19 protein-coding genes are annotated in these 19,968 nt (G+C 58.9%); 16 read left to right on the top strand and 3 right to left on the bottom strand.

Features of this window, described 5'->3' with window-relative positions:
* The 13 genes from HMPREF3096_RS31485 to trpS form a co-directional block, all read left to right on the top strand.
* The coding region (locus HMPREF3096_RS31485) for a BMC domain-containing protein (protein WP_228704804.1) at positions 1-150 on the top strand (150 nt) is incomplete at its 5' end.
* Positions 151-162: 12 nt separating this feature from the next.
* A complete protein-coding gene (locus HMPREF3096_RS16605) occupies positions 163-441 on the top strand; it encodes a BMC domain-containing protein (protein WP_004146125.1) in 279 nt (92 codons plus the stop codon).
* A gap of 53 nt (positions 442-494) precedes the next feature.
* Positions 495-2,096: an acetaldehyde dehydrogenase (acetylating) gene (locus HMPREF3096_RS16600; RefSeq protein WP_022065978.1), complete on the top strand. Its 1,602-nt coding sequence runs from the start codon at positions 495-497 to the stop codon at positions 2,094-2,096.
* Positions 2,097-2,120: 24 nt separating this feature from the next.
* Positions 2,121-2,378 (top strand): EutN/CcmL family microcompartment protein, encoded by a 258-nt coding sequence (locus HMPREF3096_RS16595; RefSeq protein ID WP_004146127.1) that lies wholly within the window; start codon positions 2,121-2,123, stop codon positions 2,376-2,378.
* 17 nt (positions 2,379-2,395) lie between these two features.
* Complete coding sequence (locus HMPREF3096_RS16590) at positions 2,396-3,577, top strand: 1-propanol dehydrogenase PduQ (RefSeq protein WP_032731575.1); 1,182 nt, start codon at positions 2,396-2,398, stop codon at positions 3,575-3,577.
* Between the two features lie 131 nt (positions 3,578-3,708).
* Positions 3,709-7,095 carry a choline trimethylamine-lyase gene (cutC, locus tag HMPREF3096_RS16585; protein WP_032731574.1) on the top strand — a complete coding sequence of 1,129 codons (3,387 nt, stop codon included), beginning with the start codon at positions 3,709-3,711 and terminating at the stop codon, positions 7,093-7,095.
* 85 nt (positions 7,096-7,180) lie between these two features.
* Positions 7,181-8,128: a choline TMA-lyase-activating enzyme gene (cutD, locus tag HMPREF3096_RS16580; protein WP_032731573.1), complete on the top strand. Its 948-nt coding sequence runs from the start codon at positions 7,181-7,183 to the stop codon at positions 8,126-8,128.
* Between the two features lie 12 nt (positions 8,129-8,140).
* Complete coding sequence (locus HMPREF3096_RS16575; RefSeq protein ID WP_012542988.1) at positions 8,141-8,539, top strand: BMC domain-containing protein; 399 nt, start codon at positions 8,141-8,143, stop codon at positions 8,537-8,539.
* The gene (locus HMPREF3096_RS16570; RefSeq protein WP_023296997.1) at positions 8,536-9,156 is read left to right on the top strand and encodes a phosphate propanoyltransferase; all 621 of its coding nucleotides are present in this window, start codon (positions 8,536-8,538) and stop codon (positions 9,154-9,156) included. The genes HMPREF3096_RS16575 and HMPREF3096_RS16570 overlap by 4 nt, the downstream gene beginning before the upstream one ends.
* Positions 9,157-9,168: 12 nt before the next feature.
* Entirely contained in the window at positions 9,169-9,834 is a 666-nt protein-coding gene (locus HMPREF3096_RS16565; protein ID WP_032731572.1) for a hypothetical protein, read from the top strand.
* A 31-nt stretch (positions 9,835-9,865) separates the two neighbouring features.
* A complete protein-coding gene (locus tag HMPREF3096_RS16560; protein ID WP_032731571.1) occupies positions 9,866-10,279 on the top strand; it encodes a DMT family transporter in 414 nt (137 codons plus the stop codon).
* Positions 10,280-10,296: 17 nt separating this feature from the next.
* Positions 10,297-10,626, top strand: a complete 330-nt coding sequence (locus tag HMPREF3096_RS16555) for a DMT family transporter (protein ID WP_004204123.1) — start codon at positions 10,297-10,299, stop codon at positions 10,624-10,626.
* A 200-nt stretch (positions 10,627-10,826) separates the two neighbouring features.
* Positions 10,827-11,834 (top strand): tryptophan--tRNA ligase, encoded by a 1,008-nt coding sequence (gene trpS / locus HMPREF3096_RS16550; RefSeq protein WP_012969037.1) that lies wholly within the window; start codon positions 10,827-10,829, stop codon positions 11,832-11,834.
* Positions 11,835-11,882: 48 nt separating this feature from the next.
* Here trpS and HMPREF3096_RS16545 read toward each other — a convergent pair whose 3' ends face one another.
* Complete coding sequence (locus HMPREF3096_RS16545; protein ID WP_032731570.1) at positions 11,883-13,277, bottom strand: diguanylate cyclase; 1,395 nt, start codon at positions 13,275-13,277, stop codon at positions 11,883-11,885.
* Between the two features lie 403 nt (positions 13,278-13,680).
* On the opposite strand from HMPREF3096_RS16545, the gene HMPREF3096_RS16540 reads away from it, so the two are divergent.
* The 3 genes from HMPREF3096_RS16540 to HMPREF3096_RS16530 are packed head-to-tail and all read left to right on the top strand — an operon-like array spanning position 13,681 to position 18,628.
* Positions 13,681-14,748: an HlyD family secretion protein gene (locus HMPREF3096_RS16540; protein ID WP_008807610.1), complete on the top strand. Its 1,068-nt coding sequence runs from the start codon at positions 13,681-13,683 to the stop codon at positions 14,746-14,748.
* Positions 14,745-17,504 carry a ribosome-associated ATPase/putative transporter RbbA gene (gene rbbA, locus HMPREF3096_RS16535; RefSeq protein WP_032731569.1) on the top strand — a complete coding sequence of 920 codons (2,760 nt, stop codon included), beginning with the start codon at positions 14,745-14,747 and terminating at the stop codon, positions 17,502-17,504. Before HMPREF3096_RS16540 ends, rbbA begins: the two co-directional genes overlap by 4 nt.
* On the top strand, positions 17,504-18,628 hold the full coding sequence (locus HMPREF3096_RS16530; protein WP_012542996.1) for an ABC transporter permease: 1,125 nt from the start codon (positions 17,504-17,506) through the stop codon (positions 18,626-18,628). The genes rbbA and HMPREF3096_RS16530 overlap by 1 nt, the downstream gene beginning before the upstream one ends.
* A gap of 40 nt (positions 18,629-18,668) precedes the next feature.
* On the opposite strand, the gene HMPREF3096_RS16525 is transcribed toward HMPREF3096_RS16530, so the two are convergent.
* Together HMPREF3096_RS16525 and HMPREF3096_RS29490 are read right to left on the bottom strand one after the other, a co-directional pair.
* Positions 18,669-18,986 carry a hypothetical protein gene (locus HMPREF3096_RS16525; protein WP_012969041.1) on the bottom strand — a complete coding sequence of 106 codons (318 nt, stop codon included), beginning with the start codon at positions 18,984-18,986 and terminating at the stop codon, positions 18,669-18,671.
* Between the two features lie 323 nt (positions 18,987-19,309).
* Positions 19,310-19,585, bottom strand: a complete 276-nt coding sequence (locus HMPREF3096_RS29490; RefSeq protein ID WP_012542998.1) for a DUF2574 family protein — start codon at positions 19,583-19,585, stop codon at positions 19,310-19,312.
* Positions 19,586-19,968 lie beyond the last annotated feature (383 nt).

Genomic DNA, 19,968 nt, shown 5'->3' with positions numbered 1-19,968 from the left:
GTGAAAGGCGACGTCGGCGCGGTAAAAGCGGCAGTCGATTCCGGCGTGGAATCCGCACAACGCATCGGCGAAGTGGTGACCTCGCTGGTTATCGCCCGTCCGCATAACGACATCAACAAAATCGTCTCGCATTACAAGATTGCGGACTAACGGAGAAACCTGATGAAAGAAGCGCTTGGTCTTATCGAAACCAAAGGTCTGGTGGCCTGTATTGAAGCCGCGGATGCGATGTGTAAAGCCGCCAACGTCGAATTGATTGGCTATGAAAACGTCGGCTCCGGCCTGGTCACCGCGATGGTGAAAGGCGACGTCGGCGCGGTCAACGCAGCGGTCGACTCCGGCGTGGAAGCGGCGAAACGCATCGGCGAAGTCGTCAGCTCTCGCGTCATTGCGCGTCCACATAACGACATCGAAAAAATCGCGGCGCAGCACAAAGCATGACCTGACAGGGCGCGCCCCGTCTCCACTCTTTTCGTCTGATGAAGGATAGACTCATGATTGAACTGGATAACGATTTGCAGTCCCGGCAGAACGCGCGGGAACTGGTGCGCAACGCCAAAAAGGCGCAGGCGATGCTGGCCACCTTTTCGCAGCAGCAAATCGACGCCATCGTGAAAAACGTGGCCCAGGAAGCAGCGCACCACGCCGAAGCGCTGGCGAAAATGGCCGCGGAAGAGACTGGTTTTGGCAACTGGCAGGACAAAGTGCTGAAAAACCGCTTCGCCTCGCTGCGCGTCTACGACGCCATCAAAGATATGAAGACCGTTGGCATCATTCATGACGACCCGGTAAAAAAAGTGATGGACGTGGGCGTGCCGCTGGGCGTGATTTGCGCGCTGGTCCCCTCAACGAACCCAACCTCCACGGTTATCTACAAAGCGCTGATCGCCCTCAAGGCCGGCAACGCCATTATCTTCTCCCCGCATCCGGGCGCGCGTCAGTGCAGCTGGAAGGCGATTGAAATCGTCAAACGCGCGGCGGAAGCGGCCGGTGCGCCGGAGGGCTGCGTCGACGGCATCACCCAGCTGACGCTCGAAGCCACCTCTGAGCTGATGCACAGCAAAGACGTGTCGCTGATCCTCGCCACCGGCGGCGAAGGCATGGTGCGTGCGGCCTATGCGTCCGGCACCCCAACCATCAGCGGCGGCCCGGGCAACGGCCCGGCGTTTATCGAACGCAGCGCCGATATCCACCACGCGGTGAAAGATATCATCACCAGCAAAACCTTCGATAATGGGGTGATCTGCGCCTCCGAGCAGTCGATCATCGTCGAAGGCTGCATTTACGACGAGGTTCACCGCGAGCTGGAAGCGCAGGGTGCCTACTTTATGAATGAAGATGAAGCGGCGAAAATGGCGGCGCTGCTGCTGCGCCCGAACGGCACCATCAACCCGAAAGTGGTCGGCAAAACCGCGCTGTACCTCAGCCAGATGGCGGGCTTCTGTGTCCCGGCCAGCACTAAAGTACTGATCGCCGAACAGACCACCGTATCGCCGAAAAACCCCTACTCGCGCGAAAAACTGTGCCCGGTGCTCGGCCTGTACGTGGCAGAAGACTGGAAAGCCGCCTGCCACCGCGTGGTGGAGCTGCTGACCAACGAAGGACTCGGCCATACGCTGGTGATCCACACCCGTAATCAGGACGTCATCCGCCAGTTCAGCCTCGAAAAACCGGTCAATCGCATTCTGATTAATACTCCGGCGGCGCTCGGCGGTATCGGCGCGACTACCAACATCTCCCCGGCGCTGACCCTCGGCTGCGGCGCGGTCGGCGGCGGTTCCAGCTCCGACAACGTCGGCCCGATGAACCTGCTCAATATCCGCAAAGTCGGCTACGGCGTGCGGTCGATCGACGAGCTTCGCGCCCCGGGCAGCCGCCCTGAACCACAGCCGACCATCGTCTCTCCGACGAGCGATCCGCAGCGCAGCATTCTTGATGACCTGCGTTTCAACGCCCCGGCCAACGCCGCGCCAGCGCGATCCGCAGGCAGCGATGACCGTTTCGCCAGCGCAGGCGCCGCCAGCATGGAAGGCGAAATCAACGAGCAAAACGTGGAACGCGTTATCCGCCAGGTGCTGGAGCGCCTTGCTAAGTAACGCACTGATATAAGGCGATAAACGATGATTCTCGCAAAGGTAACCGGCCATGTCGTCGCCACGCAGAAATGCGATGAGCTACGCGGCAGCAACCTGCTGTTGGTCACCCGACTGGATGACAATCAGCAGCCGATGAAGGACCAGACCTGGGTCGCCGTCGATAACGTCGGCGCCGGCATGCACGACATCGTGCTGGCGGAAGAGTACTTCGCGCTCAATAAAGAGCGCTACAAAGCGATGTCGGTGGTCGCCATTGTCGAGAACGTGTTTCGGGACGCCTAACAGGAGTGAATAGCCCAATGAGTGAATTTTTACTGAAACCGCGGATTTGCTTCGGTCAGGACGCCCTCTCGGTGCTGAACGAACTCTCCGCCCGCAGCGTGCTGCTGGTAACCGATCAAGCGATGGTGAAGTTTGGCCTCGCCGAGCGCGTCACCGCCCTGCTGCGCCAGCGCGGGATCGCCTGGCAGGTGTGGGACGACGTGGTGGCCGATCCGGATATCGCCACCGTGGTGCGCGGCATGAAGCTGATGGATAACCACTATCCGGATCTGGTTATCGCGCTCGGCGGCGGTTCGGTAATCGATGCCGCCAAAGCGGTTATTTTCTCCCTGGCGCAAACCCGTCCGCAGGCTAACCGGCCGCGTCCATGCTTTGTCGCCATCCCCACCACCAGCGGTACCGGTTCGGAAGTCACCGCCTTTTCGGTGGTGAAAGCCAACGCGGAGAAGCTGGTGCTGGTGGATGCGTCGCTGCTGCCGGATATCGCCATTCTTGACCCGGCGCTGGTGACTTCGGTACCGCCGGCAATTACCGCCGACACCGGCATGGACGTGCTGTGTCACGCCCTTGAGGCCTACGTCTCCCGCGCCGCCAGCGACTTTTCCGACGCGCTGGCGGAGAAAGTGGTGCAGCAGGTATTTCGCTATCTGCCGACCTGCTGGCGCAGCGGCGACAACCTGCTGGCGCGCGAAAAGATGCACAACGCCTCCTGCATGGCGGGCATGGCCTTCACCAACGCGTCGCTGGGGATAACCCACAGCCTGGCACACGCCCTCGGCGGCGTCTTCCGCGTGCCCCATGGCCGCGCCAACGCCCTGCTGATGGCGCACGTCGTCGCCTGGAACGCCGATGTCGACGGCCAGTGCGACACCCTCGCGGCGCATAAATATGCCCGTCTGGCGCATCTGCTGGATCTACCTGCCGCCTCGCCACGCCAGGGCGTCGCCAGCCTGCTGGTCGCCATTCAGGCTTTAAAAGAAGAGATGAACATGCCCTCCGGCATTAGCGACACCGGCATTGACGCGCCTGAATTCGACCGCCGCCTGCCGGAGATGGTCGGCCAGGCGCTGCGCGACAGCTGTACTCCGACCAACCCACGCGCGCCAGACGCTAACGCGTTAACCGAACTTTATCGCCAGGCGTGGCATGGACAACAGACATCGCCCGGCGGCGCTCCGCTTGCGCGGGCCTACGGGTAACAGATAACCGGGTGATCGCTGGGTTATTTGCAGGCCGGGTAAGGCGTCAGCCGCCACCCGGCAGAAACGGACACTGTATCCACAACCGGGTTGTCATCAGCCGCGGAAAAAGAACATCTGGAGAATACTTCATGGCACACTACAACTTAACGCCGCGCGTCAAAGTGCTGGCAGACCGTTTACTCGCCCAGAAAAGCACGCTGTGCACCGAACATGCCACCACGCTGAACGCTCTTGATGGCGACATCGCGGGCGTTCCCGCCGCCGTTAAACCGGCGCGCCGCTTCTATGAACTGATGCGCCAGCTGCCGCTGACCATCAGCGCCGACGAGCTGATCGTCGGTAACCAGACCCGTAAACCGCACGGGGCGATTTTCCATGATGAAAGCGCCGCGCATCGCCCATCCGCGTTCCAGTTCCTCAACCTCAACAGCGATCTGGATTCACCGGACTACAAACTGGTGGTCGAAAAAGGCGTGCTGGCGATTAAACACCAGTTAGAAGAGAAAACTCGCGCCCTCGGTAGCGCGGTCAGCCGCAGCGGTATGGATGAAGTCAATGGCTGCCGCGCCGCCATCTACGCCTGCGACGCCCTGCTGGCGCTGGCGCAAAATCTGGCCAACAGCGCCGAACAGCTGGCGGCCGCGGAAACCAATGCTTATCGCAAAGCCGAGCTGCTCGACAGCGCGGCCATTCTGCACCACGTTCCGGCCCATCCGGCGCGTAATTTCAAAGAAGCCTGCCAGGCATTCTATCTGTTCCAGCTGGCGCTACAGCTGGACAACGGCAGCTATGCGGTTAACCCGCAAGGGGCGGATATCGCGCTACTGCCTTACTTCCAACGCGATATCAACAGCGGCGCGCTGAATACCCAGCAGGCCTATGAAATCGTGGAGTGCCTGTGGTTCAAGCTGGCGGAACTAAGCGAAGTCCGCGCCGCCTGCGCCATTGACGGCTATCCGATGCTCGACGCCATGCTGCGCGGCGCCGCTTTTGACCATGCTGAAGTGAACGAACTCTCGGCGATGTTTATCAGCGCCCAGCGCAACCTCAGCGCGCTGAATCTGCCGGTACGTCTGTTTAGCGGCGTACAGCCGGTCAGCCACGCGCCGTTCGCCGCCTGCGCCGACACGCCGGCGATGGAAGGCTTAACCCCGCGTATGCAGCGCCTGCGTAACCACTACCTGACGGTACGTCCGAGCGTCTCTATCTATCGCGCGCTGGCCTTTACCGAAGTGGTCAAAGCCAACCCGGGCATGCCGACCATTCTGCTGCGGGCGAAAGCTTTCCGCCACGCCTGCGAAACCGCGCCGATTCTGATTCAGGATGATGAGCTGATCGTCGGCCATCCGTGCGGCAAGCCGCGCGCGGGCGCCTTCTCGCCGGATATCGCCTGGCGCTGGGTGCGCGACGAGCTCAACACCATGAGCACCCGCCCGCAGGATCCGTTTGAGATCAGCGAAGCAGATAAAAAAACCATTCGCGAAGAGATCGTCCCGTTCTGGGAAGGCCGTTCGCTGGATGAGATTTGCGAAGCGCAATACCGTGAAGCCGGCGTCTGGGCCTTCAGCGGCGAGACCTTCGTCAGCGACCTCTCCTATCACCAGATTAACGGCGGCGGCGATACCTGTCCGGGCTACGACGTGCTGCTGTTCACCAAAGGGATGAACGGCATTAAAGCCGATGCCGAAGCGCATCTGGCCAGCCTGAGCATGGAAAACCCGGAAGATATCGACCGTATCTACTACTACAAAGCGGCGATTGAAACCTGTGAAGGGGTGGTCAACTACGCCCGCCGCATCGCCGCCCACGCCCGCGAACTGGCGGCTAAAGAGCAAAACGCCCAGCGCCGCGCCGAGTTGCTGACCATCGCCGACGTCAACGAAAACGTGCCGGCCAATCCGCCGAAGACCCTGCAGGAAGCGCTGCAGAGTATCTGGACCGTCGAATCACTGTTTGAAATCGAAGAGAACCAGACCGGGCTGTCGCTAGGGCGCGTCGACCAGTACTGCTACCCGATGTTCGAAGCCGATATCCGCGAAGGCCGCCTGACCCACGACACCGCGCTGGAGCTGCTGCAGGCGTTCATCATCAAATGTGCCGAACTGATGTGGATGTCGAGCGAGCTGGGCGCGAAATATTTCGCGGGTTATCAGCCGTTTATCAACCTCACCGTTGGCGGCCAGAAACGTAGCGGCGGCGATGCCTGTAACGATCTGACCTATCTGATTATGGACGCCGTGCGCTTCGTGAAGGTTTACCAGCCGTCGCTGGCCTGCCGTATCCACAACCAGTCGCCGCAGAAATACATGGAAAAAATCGTCGACGTGGTGAAAGCGGGAATGGGCTTCCCGGCCTGCCACTTCGATGACTCCCACATCAAGATGATGCTGCGCAAAGGCTTCGATTTTGAAGACGCCCGCGATTACTGCCTGATGGGCTGCGTTGAGCCGCAGAAATCCGGGCGCATCTACCAGTGGACCTCCACCGGCTACACCCAGTGGCCTATCGCTATCGAATTCGTGCTCAACCGCGGGCGGATGGTGCTGTTCGATAGCTATCAGGGGCTGGATACCGGCGACCTGCGCGATCTGCGCACCTTCGAAGATTTCGACGCGGCGGTGAAACAGCAGATCGCCCACATCGTGCGCCTGTCGGCCATCGGCACCGTCATCAGCCAGCGTGTCCACCGCGATGTGGCGCCGAAGCCGCTGATGTCGCTGCTGGTGGAAGGCTGTATGGAGAGCGGCAAAGATGTCGCCGCCGGCGGCGCGATGGTCAACCACGGTCCGGGGCTGATTTTCTCCGGCCTGGCGACCTACGTCGACTCGATGGCGGCGATCCGCAAGCTGGTGTTCGAAGAGAAGAAATACACCCTTGAGCAGATCCGCGATGCGCTGCTGGCCAACTTTGAAGGTTACGAAGCGCTGCGCCGCGACTGCCTGAACGCGCCGAAATACGGTAACGACGATAACTACGTCGACCAGTACGCGCTGGATATTACCGAATGGACCGAGAAAGAGTGCCGTAAGTACAAAATGCTCTACTCGACCCTCAGCCACGGCACCCTGTCTATCTCCAACAACACGCCAATCGGCGAGCTGACCAACGCCACGCCGAACGGCCGCCTGGCGTGGATGCCGCTCTCCGACGGCATCAGCCCGACTCAGGGCGCGGATAAACAAGGCCCGACGGCGATTATCAAGTCGGTCAGCAAGATGAACGTGGAGACCATGAACATCGGTATGGTGCACAACTTCAAGTTCCTCAAAGGGCTGCTGGATACCCCGGAGGGGCGCCATGGACTGATTACCTTGCTGCGTACCGCCTCGATTCTCGGCAATGGCCAGATGCAGTTCAGCTATGTCGATAACGAAGTGCTGAAGAAGGCGCAGCAGGAGCCGGAGAAATACCGCGACCTGATCGTCCGCGTCGCCGGCTACAGCGCTTATTTCGTCGAGCTGTGCAAAGAGGTCCAGGACGAGATCATCAGCCGTACGGTGATTGAGAAGTTCTAGATCTCTTATTGGGAATTATTTGAGCCGTATTTGAGAAATAACCGGAAGTTCTCCGTCCCGTAACGGGACGGAGCGGGAGGCAAGCGTGATCGCAAAACAAGAATTAACGGGCCGAATTTTCAATATCCAGAAATATTCGATCTATGACGGCGATGGCATTCGCACGCTGGTGTTTTTTAAGGGCTGCAACATTCGCTGCCCGTGGTGCGCCAACCCGGAAGGGCTGAGCAGCCAGTTCCAGGTGATGTTCTCGCACGACAAATGCATTAACTGCGGCGACTGCGTCAGCGTCTGTCCGGCGGGTATTCATTATCGGGCGGAAGAAAACGGCGAAATGAAGCACTTCGTCGACCGCAATAAAGACTGTATCGGCTGCCGCAAATGCGAAGAGATTTGCACCCAGAACGCGCTGGACATTATGGGCAAGGACGTCACCGTCAGCGAGCTGATGGAGATCATCATGCAGGACTACGACTTCTACATCTCCTCCGGCGGCGGCGTCACCATCGGCGGCGGCGAGATGAGCCTGCAGACCGATTTTGCCGTCGCCTTATTCAGCGAATGCAAAAAGATGATGATTAACACCGCCGTCGAAACCCAGGGCACCACCCCGCTTGCCAACTACCAGAAGCTGGCGCCGGTCACCGACACCTTCTTATTCGACATAAAGCAGATTAACAGCGATCACCACAGGGCGATGCTCGGCATCGGCAACGAAGGGATCCGCCGCAATCTCGAATGGCTGGTGGATTCCGGCGCCAACGTCATTGTGCGTATGCCGCTCATACGCGGCTACAACGACTCATTCGACGCCATTACCGGCGCCATTGATTACGTACAGAAGCTGGCGAAGCGCGGGAATATCCGCCGCATCGACATGCTGCCGTACCACCAGTTGGGACGCAAAAAGTACGAACGCCTGGATATGCCCTACCCGATTACCCAGGACCCGTCTTATTCACCGGACGAACTGGACCGGCTGGAAACCTTCTTCCGGCAATTTGATTTTGATATTCGCTTAGTCCGCCATTAACAGGAGCCGACCATGAAAAGTTTAGGCGTAATTGAAACGCGAGGATGGGTCGCCGCCATTCAGGCCGTCGACGCCGCCTGTAAAGCTGCGGGAGTGACCTGCATTGGCTATCGCAAACCAGGCTCCGGGCTGGTGAGCGTCTGCTTTGAAGGGGAGATCAGCGCCATCCACACCGCCATTGAACGCGGCGTGGCGGTGGCCGGCGCCGAGCACACCGTGAAGTCGCTGGTGATTGCCCGCCCGGAGCGCTGTGTGGTTGAAGCGTTAAGCAACCTCAAAGGCAACCCGCCGCCTGCGAAAAAAGCGGCCGAACCGGTGGTTATCGCCGCCCCGGAACCCATCGTCCCCCCTGCCGCCCCGAACGAAACGGAAGATAAACATCCGGCGCTGAAGAAAGGGAAGAAGTCATGATCGACACCCTGGTTCGCGAAAAAATCGCCGCCCGCCTGAGCGCAACGGCGCCGGCGATCCCGGTGGGGATCTCCAACCGCCACGTCCATCTCGCGCAACAGGACGTCGAGGCGCTATTCGGCAAAGGCTACAGCCTGACGCCGTTCAAACCGCTGCGCCAGCCGGGGCAGTTCGCCGCCCAGGAGTGCGTGACCGTTGTCGGGCCGAAAGGCTCGCTGACCAACGTCCGCGTCCTCGGGCCGACCCGCCCGGTATCGCAGCTGGAAGTATCGCGCGCCGACTGTTTCACGCTCGGGATTAAGGCGCCGGTTCGTGAGTCCGGCCAGCTGGATAATGCCGGTAGCGCGCTGCTGATTGGGCCCGCAGGCCACGTTGAACTCCATTCGCAGGTGATCTGCGCCTGGCGGCATATTCATATGTCGCCGCAGGACGCGCGCCAGCTCAACGTTAGCAATGGCCAGAAGGTCAGCGTGCGCAGCAACGGCAAGCGTCAGCTGACTTTCGATGAAGTGGTGGTGCGGGTGCGCGATGACTTCGCGCTGGAGTTTCACATCGATACCGAAGAAGCCAATGCCGCCGGGTTGAAAAACGGCGCGCAGGTGACGCTCATCGGCTAACGGAGGCTCGCCATGACCGACGAACAGATTGAAGGTTTAGTCGCGCGAATTTTACAGCGCCTGCGCCCGCCGGTACTGGTGATGGTGACCGCCGCTGACGGCTACCGCACGGCAATCCGCCAGCGCCTGGCAAGCTGCGGCTACCCGCTGCGCCTCGCGCTGGAGGAGGGCCTCGCCGACGCCGCCGCGTGGCGGGAGGTGGGCGAGATTATCCCGTCATCGGCCTGGCAGGATGCCCTGCCGTCAGCGCCGTGGCGGGCGGTACTGCTACCGTTTCTCGATTACCCGCTGGCTTCAGACCTGCTGAACGGCACGCTGCGCAGCCCGCTCGCCCGCTGCGCGCACGAGGCGCTGCTGGCGGGTATTCCCGTGCTGGCGCTGCGCTACCACTGCGATCCGCTCAGCGAACTCAACCAGTTGCGCGGGGCGCAGGCCGACAGCGCCTATACCGGGCATCTGCAGGCCACGCTGACTCGCCTGGAAGCCTGCGGCGTCTTCCTCGGCACCATGAATGAGCTGCTGGCGACGCTGGACGCGCCCACCGCGCCTGCCGCCAGCAGCGAACCGCGCCGTTATCTCACCGTCACAGACATAGTGAATAATCCGGCGCTGGCGGCGGCCCCGCACGCGCAACTGACCGATGCAGCCATTGATTATTTAAAAAACAGAAAGATATGACCTTACCCAACTATGAACCTGGAGCTTAACGATGTCTTCGAAAACAAAATGCTGGTTATGGATGCTGCTGGTTATCCTCTCCGAAACCTCGGCAACCTCGACGTTAAAAATGTTCGGTAACAGCGAAGGCAGCACAAAAATGCTGCTGCTCGTATTGCTGATTGCGCTCTACTGCACCTGTTATTACTCGCTCTCAAGGGCGGTGAAAGATATCCCGGTCGGCCTGGCATACGCCACCTGGTCCGGCACCGGTATCCTGGTGGTCTCGACGCTGGGAATGGCATTCTACGGCCAGCATCCGGATACCGCCGCCATCATCGGCATGGCGGTGATCGCCAGCGGCATCGTTATCATGAACCTGTTCTCGAAAATGGGTTCCGAAGCGAGCGAAGAGGACGCGCCCGCCGCGCCAGTCGCCTCCATGGATAAGAACATCGCTAACTAACAGGAAAGGAATACCCTATGTTTAATCTCGGATTTTTATGGCTGGCGCTGTCTATCGGCTCCGAAATCACCGGCACCTCGATGATCAAAAAAACCAACGGCTTCAGCAAACTGGCGCCTTCGGTGCTGGTGGTCTGCGCCTACGGCCTGTGTTACTTCGCCCTCACCCGCGCGATGAGCACCATTCCGGTGGGCGTAGCCTACTCGCTGTGGTGCGGCTTCGGTATCGTCGGCGTGACGATTTGCTCCATGATCCTCTATAAGCAGAAACCGGACCTGGCGGCCATTATCGCCATGGCGCTGATTATCTCCGGCGGCGTGATCATGAACGTCTTCTCGACCATGTAATACGAGGCGGGTTTACCCCGCCGTGATTTCGTGGCAGGATAAAAAGATGAACAGAAACGTTATCGTTACCTATCCCCGTCGTTGGTGGCTGCCTGCATAACAGGCGGCACGATACACGTTTCCATTTTCAAAGCCGCCGGAAGGAGGCTTTGGTGTTTTCAGGACGTCTTTCGGCTGAACAGTCTGATAAGGAGTCCCTGATGAACCATCCACAAACCATCCTCACCGGCGACCGCCCGACCGGCCAACTGCACCTTGGCCACTACGTCGGCTCGCTGCGCCAGCGCGTCGCGCTGCAGCACGACCACCAGCAGTTTATCCTGATCGCCGACCTGCAAGGGCTCACCGATAACGGCAGCAACCCGCAAAAAATCAGCCACCATATCCTCGAAGTGATGGCCGATTATCTGGCCGTCGGCATCGACCCCAGGCTCACCACTATTTGCCTGCAGTCCGCTCTGCCCGCGCTGGCGGAGCTCAGCGCGCTGTATATGAATATCGTCACCGTCGCCCGCGTGGAACGTAATCCGACGGTCAAAAATGAGATTGCCCAAAAGGGATTCGCCCGTTCGCTGCCAGTGGGCTTTCTTGCCTATCCGATTAGCCAGGCGGCCGATATCACCGCCTTCAAGGCCGAGCTGGTGCCGGTGGGTGACGATCAGCTACCGATGATTGAGCAGACCAACGAGATCGTCCACAAGATGAATAGCCTCACCGGCGAGCCGGTGCTGCGCCACTGCAAGGCGCTACTCAGCGAAGTGAGCCGCCTGCCGGGCGTCGACGGTAATGCTAAAATGTCGAAATCGCTGGGCAATACGCTGACGTTATCGGCCAGTGAAGAGGAGATCCACCGCGCGGTCAGCGCGATGTATACCGACCCGACGCACCTGAGAGTCAGCGATCCGGGACATGTCGACGGCAACGTGGTGTTCACCTATCTCGACGCTTTCCATAGCGATAAGGCGCTGGTGGCAGAGATGAAAGCCCACTATCAGCGCGGCGGGCTGGGCGATCGCCAGTGTAAGAATGAACTGGAAACCTGCTTGCAGGAACTACTGGCGCCGATCCGCGAACGCCGGGCTACCTATATTCAGGATAAAGGGATGCTGCTTGAGCTGCTGCGCCAGGGCAGCGAACGTGCCCACCAGCTGACGCAGCAGACGCTGCATGAGGTGAAGCGCGGGCTGGGGCTGCCGGTGCTGTTCTGAGTTTCAGAGCCCTTCCCCGGTCGCGCTACGCTTACCGGGGCTACGGTTTTATCCCCCGCCTTTGTGCATCTTCACGCAGTTGCGCCCCTCGCGCTTGGCGGCATACAGCGCGTTATCGGCGTCGCGCAGCAGCAGGTTGTAATCGGGGTGACCGGTGTGGGCGGCAAAGCCAATGCTGGCGGTGATGGGGATCTGCGTGTCGCCGCCAACGTTAAACGCCAGCTGGCCAATCTTTTTGCGCAGACGTTCAAGGAGAGGGAAAGCCTCTGCCGCGCGGGTCTCCACCAGCACCAGCAGAAACTCCTCGCCGCCGTAGCGGAAGAGATAGTCGCTGGAGCGAATATTATCGCTGAGCAGATCGGCTACGTGCTTAATGGCGCGGTCGCCGACCATATGGCCCCATTTGTCATTGATCTCTTTAAAGAAATCAATATCGATAATCGCTACCGTCAGCGGCAGGTCATACTCAATCGCCAGGGTGACTTCATGCTTGAGCACCACCGGCAGATAGCGACGGTTAAGCAGGCTGGTTAGCGCGTCTTTGCCATTTTGCATCTGCGACAGACTACTGAATAACACTCCCAGCTGGCTGCTGATGTGCTGGCAATGGATATGGATCTTTTGCAGCAGGCTCTGAGTATTTTTATAACCAGCATCCTGTTCCGCGGTACGCCATTCGGTAATCAGCGCATCCACCTGACCGATCAACTCAGTAATCTCCCCCATCTGCGGATTGTGGTTAAAATAGCGAACGCATTTATGGCGAAACCACAAACCAAATTCGGATTCAGATAATAACGTTGCGTTAAGGTCCGTCCTGTTCTCGCTGACGATATTAAAAATCGCACTATTTTCCCAACCCGAAAGCGATGCCTGCTGCTTTCCATACTCCATCGGGACGTTATCCATCAGGCTGTACAGACGAAAAGCTTCTTCATTTTTGGTAGCCCGATAATGCGACAGCGTATAGGCGTGACACATCATCTCCACCGCCATATTCATCGCCATGATCGCGTAATGGATAGCCGCTATCCCTGTGTCCCGCGCGACCTGGCTGTCACGAATCGCCTCCACCAGCCCGGATTTTATCTGCCGCGCGCCGCGCAGCACCGCCTCTGCCGGGATGCCTATCCGCGAATGAATGCTGCCGATCTGATACTGGCGCTCCGCAAGAGTCTGAAGATCCTCTTTTTCACAGGTCAGGATCTGCTGTACCCATCCCGCCAGAGAGCGGCTCAGACGTTCCTCAACCAGCTCATAAGAGAGGTGCCTGGCGATATCCGGATCCTGAAAAATAAAATCGTAAAAGCGGGTCGCTAACATCGACGATCGCTCATCGGCCATTTTTTTAAGTAATGCACGGACGTCCGGCGTCAGGCTGTCATACAGCGGTAGCCATTCCTTAAAAATCAGGGCGATATATTTTTGGCTTTCTTCATTCATGAAATTAAAGCACTCGTCGGATGTTTCTCAATGCCAGGAGCGGAATCATATCGTAGTTACCGGGGGGCAACCAGATAACAAAACAGGCGCCCTGTTTTCGCGGTTTTATCCTGACGGTGGGTATTTCTGTTAACGCACCGACAAGACCATGCACTTCGTATGGACAACATCGCCACGAATGTTACTATCGCGATGACGGTAGCTCTCACTATGCGTGTTTCATTAAGGCCTGGATCGCTGATGATGACCACATAAGTAGCACAGCGATCGGCTGCGCATCGACGCGGCAGAGCGCGGCGTCAGCGGCCTTTACCCCCACCTTTTCGTCCCTCGCAAGGAGGACGCTCCGCTCGGCGGAGGAAACACGCGCACCACTCAGCAAAGGGAATCAAGCGAGTCGCGTATGGACAAAATAAAGAAACGTTGGGCAGGGTATCTTGTCGGCTTACTGGTGGTGCTCGCCGCCGCCGCATGGTGGCTGCTGCGCCCGCCAGGTCTCCCGGACGGTTTTGCCAGTAGCAACGGCCGAATCGAAGCCACCGAAGTCGATATTGCCAGTAAAATCGCCGGGCGTATCGACACGATTTTGGTCAAAGAGGGCCAGTTTGTGCGTCAGGGAGAAGTCCTCGCGAGGATGGATACTCGCGTACTGAACGAGCAGCGTCTTGAAGCCGCCGCACAAATCAAGGAGGCGGAAAGCGCGGTGCTCGCCGCCAGAGCCTTGCTCGATCAGCGGCAGAGTGAAATGCGCGCCAGCGAAGCAGTGGTGAAGCAGCGCCAGGCGGAGCTGGATTCCTCGGCGAAACGCCATGTCCGCTCGAATGCCCTGTCGCAGCGCGGCGCCGTCTCCGCCCAGCAGCTGGATGACGACCGCGCGGCAGCAGAGAGCGCCCGCGCGGCGCTGGAATCGGCGAAAGCCCAGGTCTCTGCCGCCCGCGCCGCCATCGAAGCTGCCCGCACCAGCATTATTCAGGCGCAAACCCGCGTCGAAGCCGCCCAGGCGACCGAACGGCGGATCCTTGCCGATATTGACGATAGCGAGCTGAAAGCACCCCGTGATGGCCGCATTCAGTATCGCGTCGCTGAGCCAGGCGAAGTCCTGGCCGCCGGTGGCCGGGTGCTGAATATGGTCGATCTCGCCGATGTCTATATGACCTTCTTTCTGCCAACCGAACAGGCTGGCCTGCTGGCGCTCGGCAGCGAAGCGCGCTTGATCCTTGATGCCGCGCCGGATCTGGTGATCCCGGCCAACATCAGCTTTGTCGCCAGCGTCGCCCAGTTCACGCCGAAAACGGTAGAAACCAGCGACGAGCGCCTTAAGCTGATGTTCCGCGTCAAAGCGCGCATCCCGCCGGAGCTGCTGGCGCAGCATCTGGAATATGTCAAAACCGGCCTGCCCGGCATGGCTTACGTGCGGGTGGATAAACAACAACCCTGGCCTGAGGCGCTAACGGTGAGGTTGCCGCAATGAAACTGACGCCGCAGGATACCTCGCCCCCCGTCGCCCTGCTGGAAAACGTTGGCCAGCAGTATGGCGCCACCATCGCGCTGCGGGATATCAGCCTGGCGATCCCGGCACGGCGTATGGTTGGTCTGATTGGCCCGGACGGCGTCGGCAAATCGAGTCTGCTCTCGCTGATCGCCGGGGCACGGGCCATTGAACAGGGTAACGTGATGGTGCTTGGCGGCGATATGCGTGATGTGCATCACCGCCGCGACGTGTGCCCGAAAATCGCGTGGATGCCACAGGGGCTGGGGAAAAACCTCTATCACACCCTCTCGGTGTATGAAAACGTCGACTTCTTCGCGCGCCTGTTCGGCCACGATAAAGCCGAGCGCGAACTGCGTATCAACGAGCTGCTGCAGAGCACCGGGCTGGCGCCGTTTCGCGATCGCCCCGCCGGAAAACTCTCCGGTGGGATGAAGCAAAAGCTCGGCCTGTGCTGCGCGCTGATCCATGACCCTCAATTACTGATCCTCGATGAACCGACCACCGGCGTCGACCCGCTTTCCCGGGCGCAGTTCTGGGAGCTTATCGACAGTATTCGCCAGCGCCAACCGGATATGAGCGTGCTGGTCGCTACCGCCTACATGGAAGAGGCCGAGCGCTTTGACTGGCTGGTGGCGATGAATGCCGGCGAGGTGCTGGCGACCGGCAGCGCCGCGGAGCTCAAAGCCCAGACCGGCAGCCAGACCCTGGAGCAGGCGTTTATCGCCCTGCTGCCGGAAGCGCAACGTCAGGCGCATAAGGCGGTAATTATCCCGCCGCGCGACGACCGTGAGGAAGAGATCGCTATCGAAGCGCGCGGCCTGACCATGCGCTTCGGCAACTTTGTTGCCGTCGACCACGTTAACTTTCGCATCGCCCGCGGCGAAATCTTTGGCTTCCTTGGATCTAACGGCTGCGGCAAATCCACCACCATGAAGATGCTCACCGGCCTGCTGCCCGCCAGCGAAGGTGAAGCCTGGCTGTTCGGCCAGCCGGTCGACCCGAAGGATATCGCCACCCGCCAGCGGGTGGGCTATATGTCACAGGCCTTTTCGCTCTATAGCGAACTGAGCGTACGGCAAAATCTCGAGCTGCACGCCCGCCTGTTTCATATCCCGGACGACGAAATAGCCAACCGGGTCGCTGAGATGAGCGAGCGCTTTATGCTGACCGAGGTTGAAGATGCGCTTCCCGCCGATCTGCCGCTGGGGATCCGTCAGCGCCTGTCGTTAGCGGTGGCGGTAATCCATCGCCCGGAGATGCTGATCCTCGATGAACCCACCTCTGGCGTTGACCCGGTGGCGCGCGATATGTTCTGGCAGCTGATGGTCGACCTGGCGCGGCAGGATCGCGTCACCATCTTCATCTCCACCCACTTTATGAATGAGGCGGAACGCTGCGATCGCATCTCCCTGATGCACGCCGGCAAGGTGCTGGCCAGCGATACGCCGCAGGCGCTGGTTGAGCAACGTGGCTCAGCCAGCCTCGAAGAGGCGTTTATCGCCTGGCTGCAGGAAGCGGCGGATGCCGCACAACCGACCGTTTCTGTCTCTACCACGCCCGCACCGCCTGCTGTCGTATCACACCAGCAGAACGCGTCCCCACGCCAGTCATTCAGCCTGCGCCGCCTGTTTAGCTACAGCCGCCGCGAGGCGCTGGAGCTGCGCCGCGATCCGGTGCGATCGACGCTGGCGCTGCTGGGGACGGTGATCCTGATGTTTATCATGGGTTATGGGATCAGCATGGACGTTGAGGATCTGCGCTTTGCCGTCCTCGACCGCGACCAAACCCTCAGCAGCCAGGGCTGGTCGCAGAACATAGCCGGTTCACGCTACTTTATCGAGCAGGCGCCACTGCACAGCTATGACGAACTGGACCGCCGGATGCGTGACGGCGAACTGGCGGTGGCAATAGAGATCCCGCCGAACTTTGGTCGCGATATCGCCCGCGGCACACCGGTGCAAATCGGCGTCTGGGTGGACGGCGCGATGCCCAACCGCGCGGAAACCGTGCGCGGTTACGTGCAGGCGATGCATCTCGCCTGGCTGCAGGAGATGGCCGGCCGCCAGAGCAGCCCACAGCGCGATACCTCGCTCATCTCCATCGAGACCCGCTATCGCTATAATCCGGACGTGAAGAGCCTGCCGGCCATCGTCCCGGCGGTGATCCCGCTGCTGCTGATGATGATCCCGGCGATGCTCAGCGCCCTGAGCGTAGTCCGTGAGAAAGAGCTCGGATCGATTATCAACTTGTACGTGACGCCAACCACCCGCAGTGAATTCCTGCTCGGCAAGCAGCTGCCTTACATCGTACTGGGGATGTTTAACTTCTTCCTGCTGTGCGCGCTGTCGGTCTTTGTCTTTGGCGTCGCGCATAAGGGCAGCTTCCTGACGCTGACCCTGGCGGCGCTGCTGTATGTCACCATCGCCACCGGTCTGGGGCTGCTGATCTCAACCTTTATGAAGAGCCAAATCGCCGCCATCTTCGGCACCGCGATCATTACGCTGATCCCGGCAACCCAGTTCTCCGGGATGATCGATCCGGTGGCGTCGCTGGAAGGGCCCGGGCGCTGGATCGGGCAAATTTATCCGACCAGCCACTTCCTGACTATCGCTCGCGGCACCTTCTCCAAAGCGCTGAATCTCAGCGATTTGTGGGGCTCGTTCATTCCGCTATTGATTGCGGTGCCGCTGGTGCTCGGGCTGAGCGTGCTGCTGCTGAAGAAACAGGAGGAATGATGCGCGGATTACGCAATATTTATAATCTTGGCGTCAAAGAGCTGCGCAGCCTGCTCGGCGATAAAGCGATGCTGGCGCTGATCGTGTTTGCTTTTACCGTGTCGGTGTACTCCTCGGCCACGGTGATGCCCGGTTCGCTGCACCTGGCGCCGATCGCGGTTGCTGATATGGATAAATCCCAGCTCTCTTCACGCATTATTAACGCTTTCTACCGTCCCTGGTTTCTCGAGCCGGAGCTGATCACCGCTGATGAGATGGACGCCGGGCTGGATGCCGGGCGCTACACTTTCGCCATCAACATCCCGCCTAACTTCCAGCGCGATGTGCTGGCCGGTCGGCAGCCGGAAATCCAGGTCAACGTCGACGCCACGCGCATGAGCCAGGCCTTTACCGGTAACGGCTATATCCAGAATATTATCAGTGGCGAAGTCAACAGCTTTGTCGCCCGTTATCGGGATAACAGCGTACTGCCGGTAGAGCTGGCGGTAAGGATGCGTTTTAACCCTAACCTTGAGCAGGAGCGCTTTGGCGCGGTGATGGCGATCATCAATAACATCACCATGCTGGCGATCGTCCTCACCGGTTCGGCGCTGATCCGCGAGCGGGAACATGGCACCATAGAGCACTTGTTGGTGATGCCAGTAACGCCGTTTGAAATCATGATGGCCAAGATCTGGTCGATGGGCCTGGTGGTGCTGGTGGTCTCCGGGTTGTCGCTGATACTGATGGTGCAGGGGATTTTGCAGGTGCCCATTGAGGGGTCGATTCCCCTGTTTATGCTCGGGGTGGCGCTCAGCCTGTTCGCCACGACCTCAATCGGCATTTTTATGGGCACCCTCGCCCGCTCGATGCCGCAGCTGGGGCTGCTGATGATTCTGGTGCTGCTGCCGCTACAGATGCTTTCCGGCGGATCCACGCCGCGGGAAAGTATGCCGCAGCTGGTACAGGATATTATGTTGACCATGCCGACCACCCACTTCGTCAGTCTGGCGCAGGCGATACTGTACCGTGGCGCCAGCTTTGCCATCGTCTGGCCGCAGTTCTTAACCTTGCTGGCTATCGGCGGGGTGTTCTTTACTATCGCGTTGCTGCGTTTTCGTAAGACTATTGGCGAGATGGCGTAAGGGCTTAAGAAGGGCCGTCGACTTACGGCGGCCCAGGGATTTATTTGTGGCGGTTCATAAAGCGACGTAAACCCCAGGTGAAGGCCATCGCCATACTAAACAGGATAAACAATAAGACAATCCAGCTGATGGAGATACGCAGCAGCGTGCCGGGGGTCATAAACGGCTGCAGATAAACGGTGAAGGACTGGGCGGGTGATTTCCCCAGCAGTTCATAAACGTTATCCATAAGCCATACGCCGACCCGGCAGAACAGCCAGATAATCGCTGGCCAGCAGAGCAGCACCAGAAAGGTAAAGCGCTCCTGAATGTAAGTGAAGAGCTGGCGCAGTGGCGACCAGTTAAGCAGGATTTTCATTTCTATTCTCATATTGCCAGCCGATAACCTGCATATGTCTCGCAAGGTATTTCGGGCAGCATCCATACAGGCAATCATCCCTCTTTGTATAACAAATTTTCCGCCATATAAACCAGATCAAGTTAACAAAGTGTTAATGATGTAGCTCATTAAGACAAAAACAGGGAAGAAGCATACCGTTTGCCACAATACATCCGGGAGCGAAGTATTCAGTCACGGAAATATTTTTTCTGAATCGTAAGTGCGTTATTTTGCGGGAGGAAGAGGCAGCGCCATTATTTTACCGAGGCACAATAAACTGGCGCTGAAATAGAGAGATAATATTAATCGTAACTACTAATAATTATTTTCCGACTTGCATCATCCGGTAAATTCACCGTCCGCGTGATCACGCCGCGAGCATTCGTCACGCTATTTTGCGAAGCAATAAGATAGGTATTCTTTCCGCAACGCTGCTGAGGTTGTTTATTGACGATATCGGTACTGCAGGTTTCTGAAACCACCCGCCCGGAGAGCGTTAATGTGGCGGTATCAGCAGCAAACAGAGGTAAGCTTAGTCCATAAGCGAAAGCCAGAATCCCAATTAGCGGTTTTTTCATTGACTTTATAACCAGTTAACAGGATGAGAAATAAGCGAGTTGCTTTCTATTTTTCTCCCTCGGGAGAGATGATGCGTTGATTCATCACGCAGGGAAGATAATCCATATAATTAATAAGGACAATTGCAGGATAACCTATTAATGTGATAGGTATTACTGATGTTAACGAACCCGGCGGTCGGGCCGGATGTTTCCCCGGAGGCGGTGCTGCGCACCTTGTCCGGGCTACAGGTCGTGCAGGGCGGGTGCGAATCCGTAGCCCCGGTAAGCGCAGCGCCACCGGGGAGACATGCCGGCACGCTGCCCGGTCCACAGAAACGCAAAAAGCCCATCCGTAAGGATGGGCTCTTCACTTGTTTGATGCCTGGCAGTTCCCTACTCTC

The sequence above is a fragment of the Klebsiella sp. HMSC25G12 genome, from assembly GCF_001807705.1.
GTDB lineage: Bacteria > Pseudomonadota > Gammaproteobacteria > Enterobacterales > Enterobacteriaceae > Klebsiella > Klebsiella variicola.
Note: the sequence above shows the minus strand (reverse complement) of the source record. Positions and strands in the feature narration are given on the sequence as shown.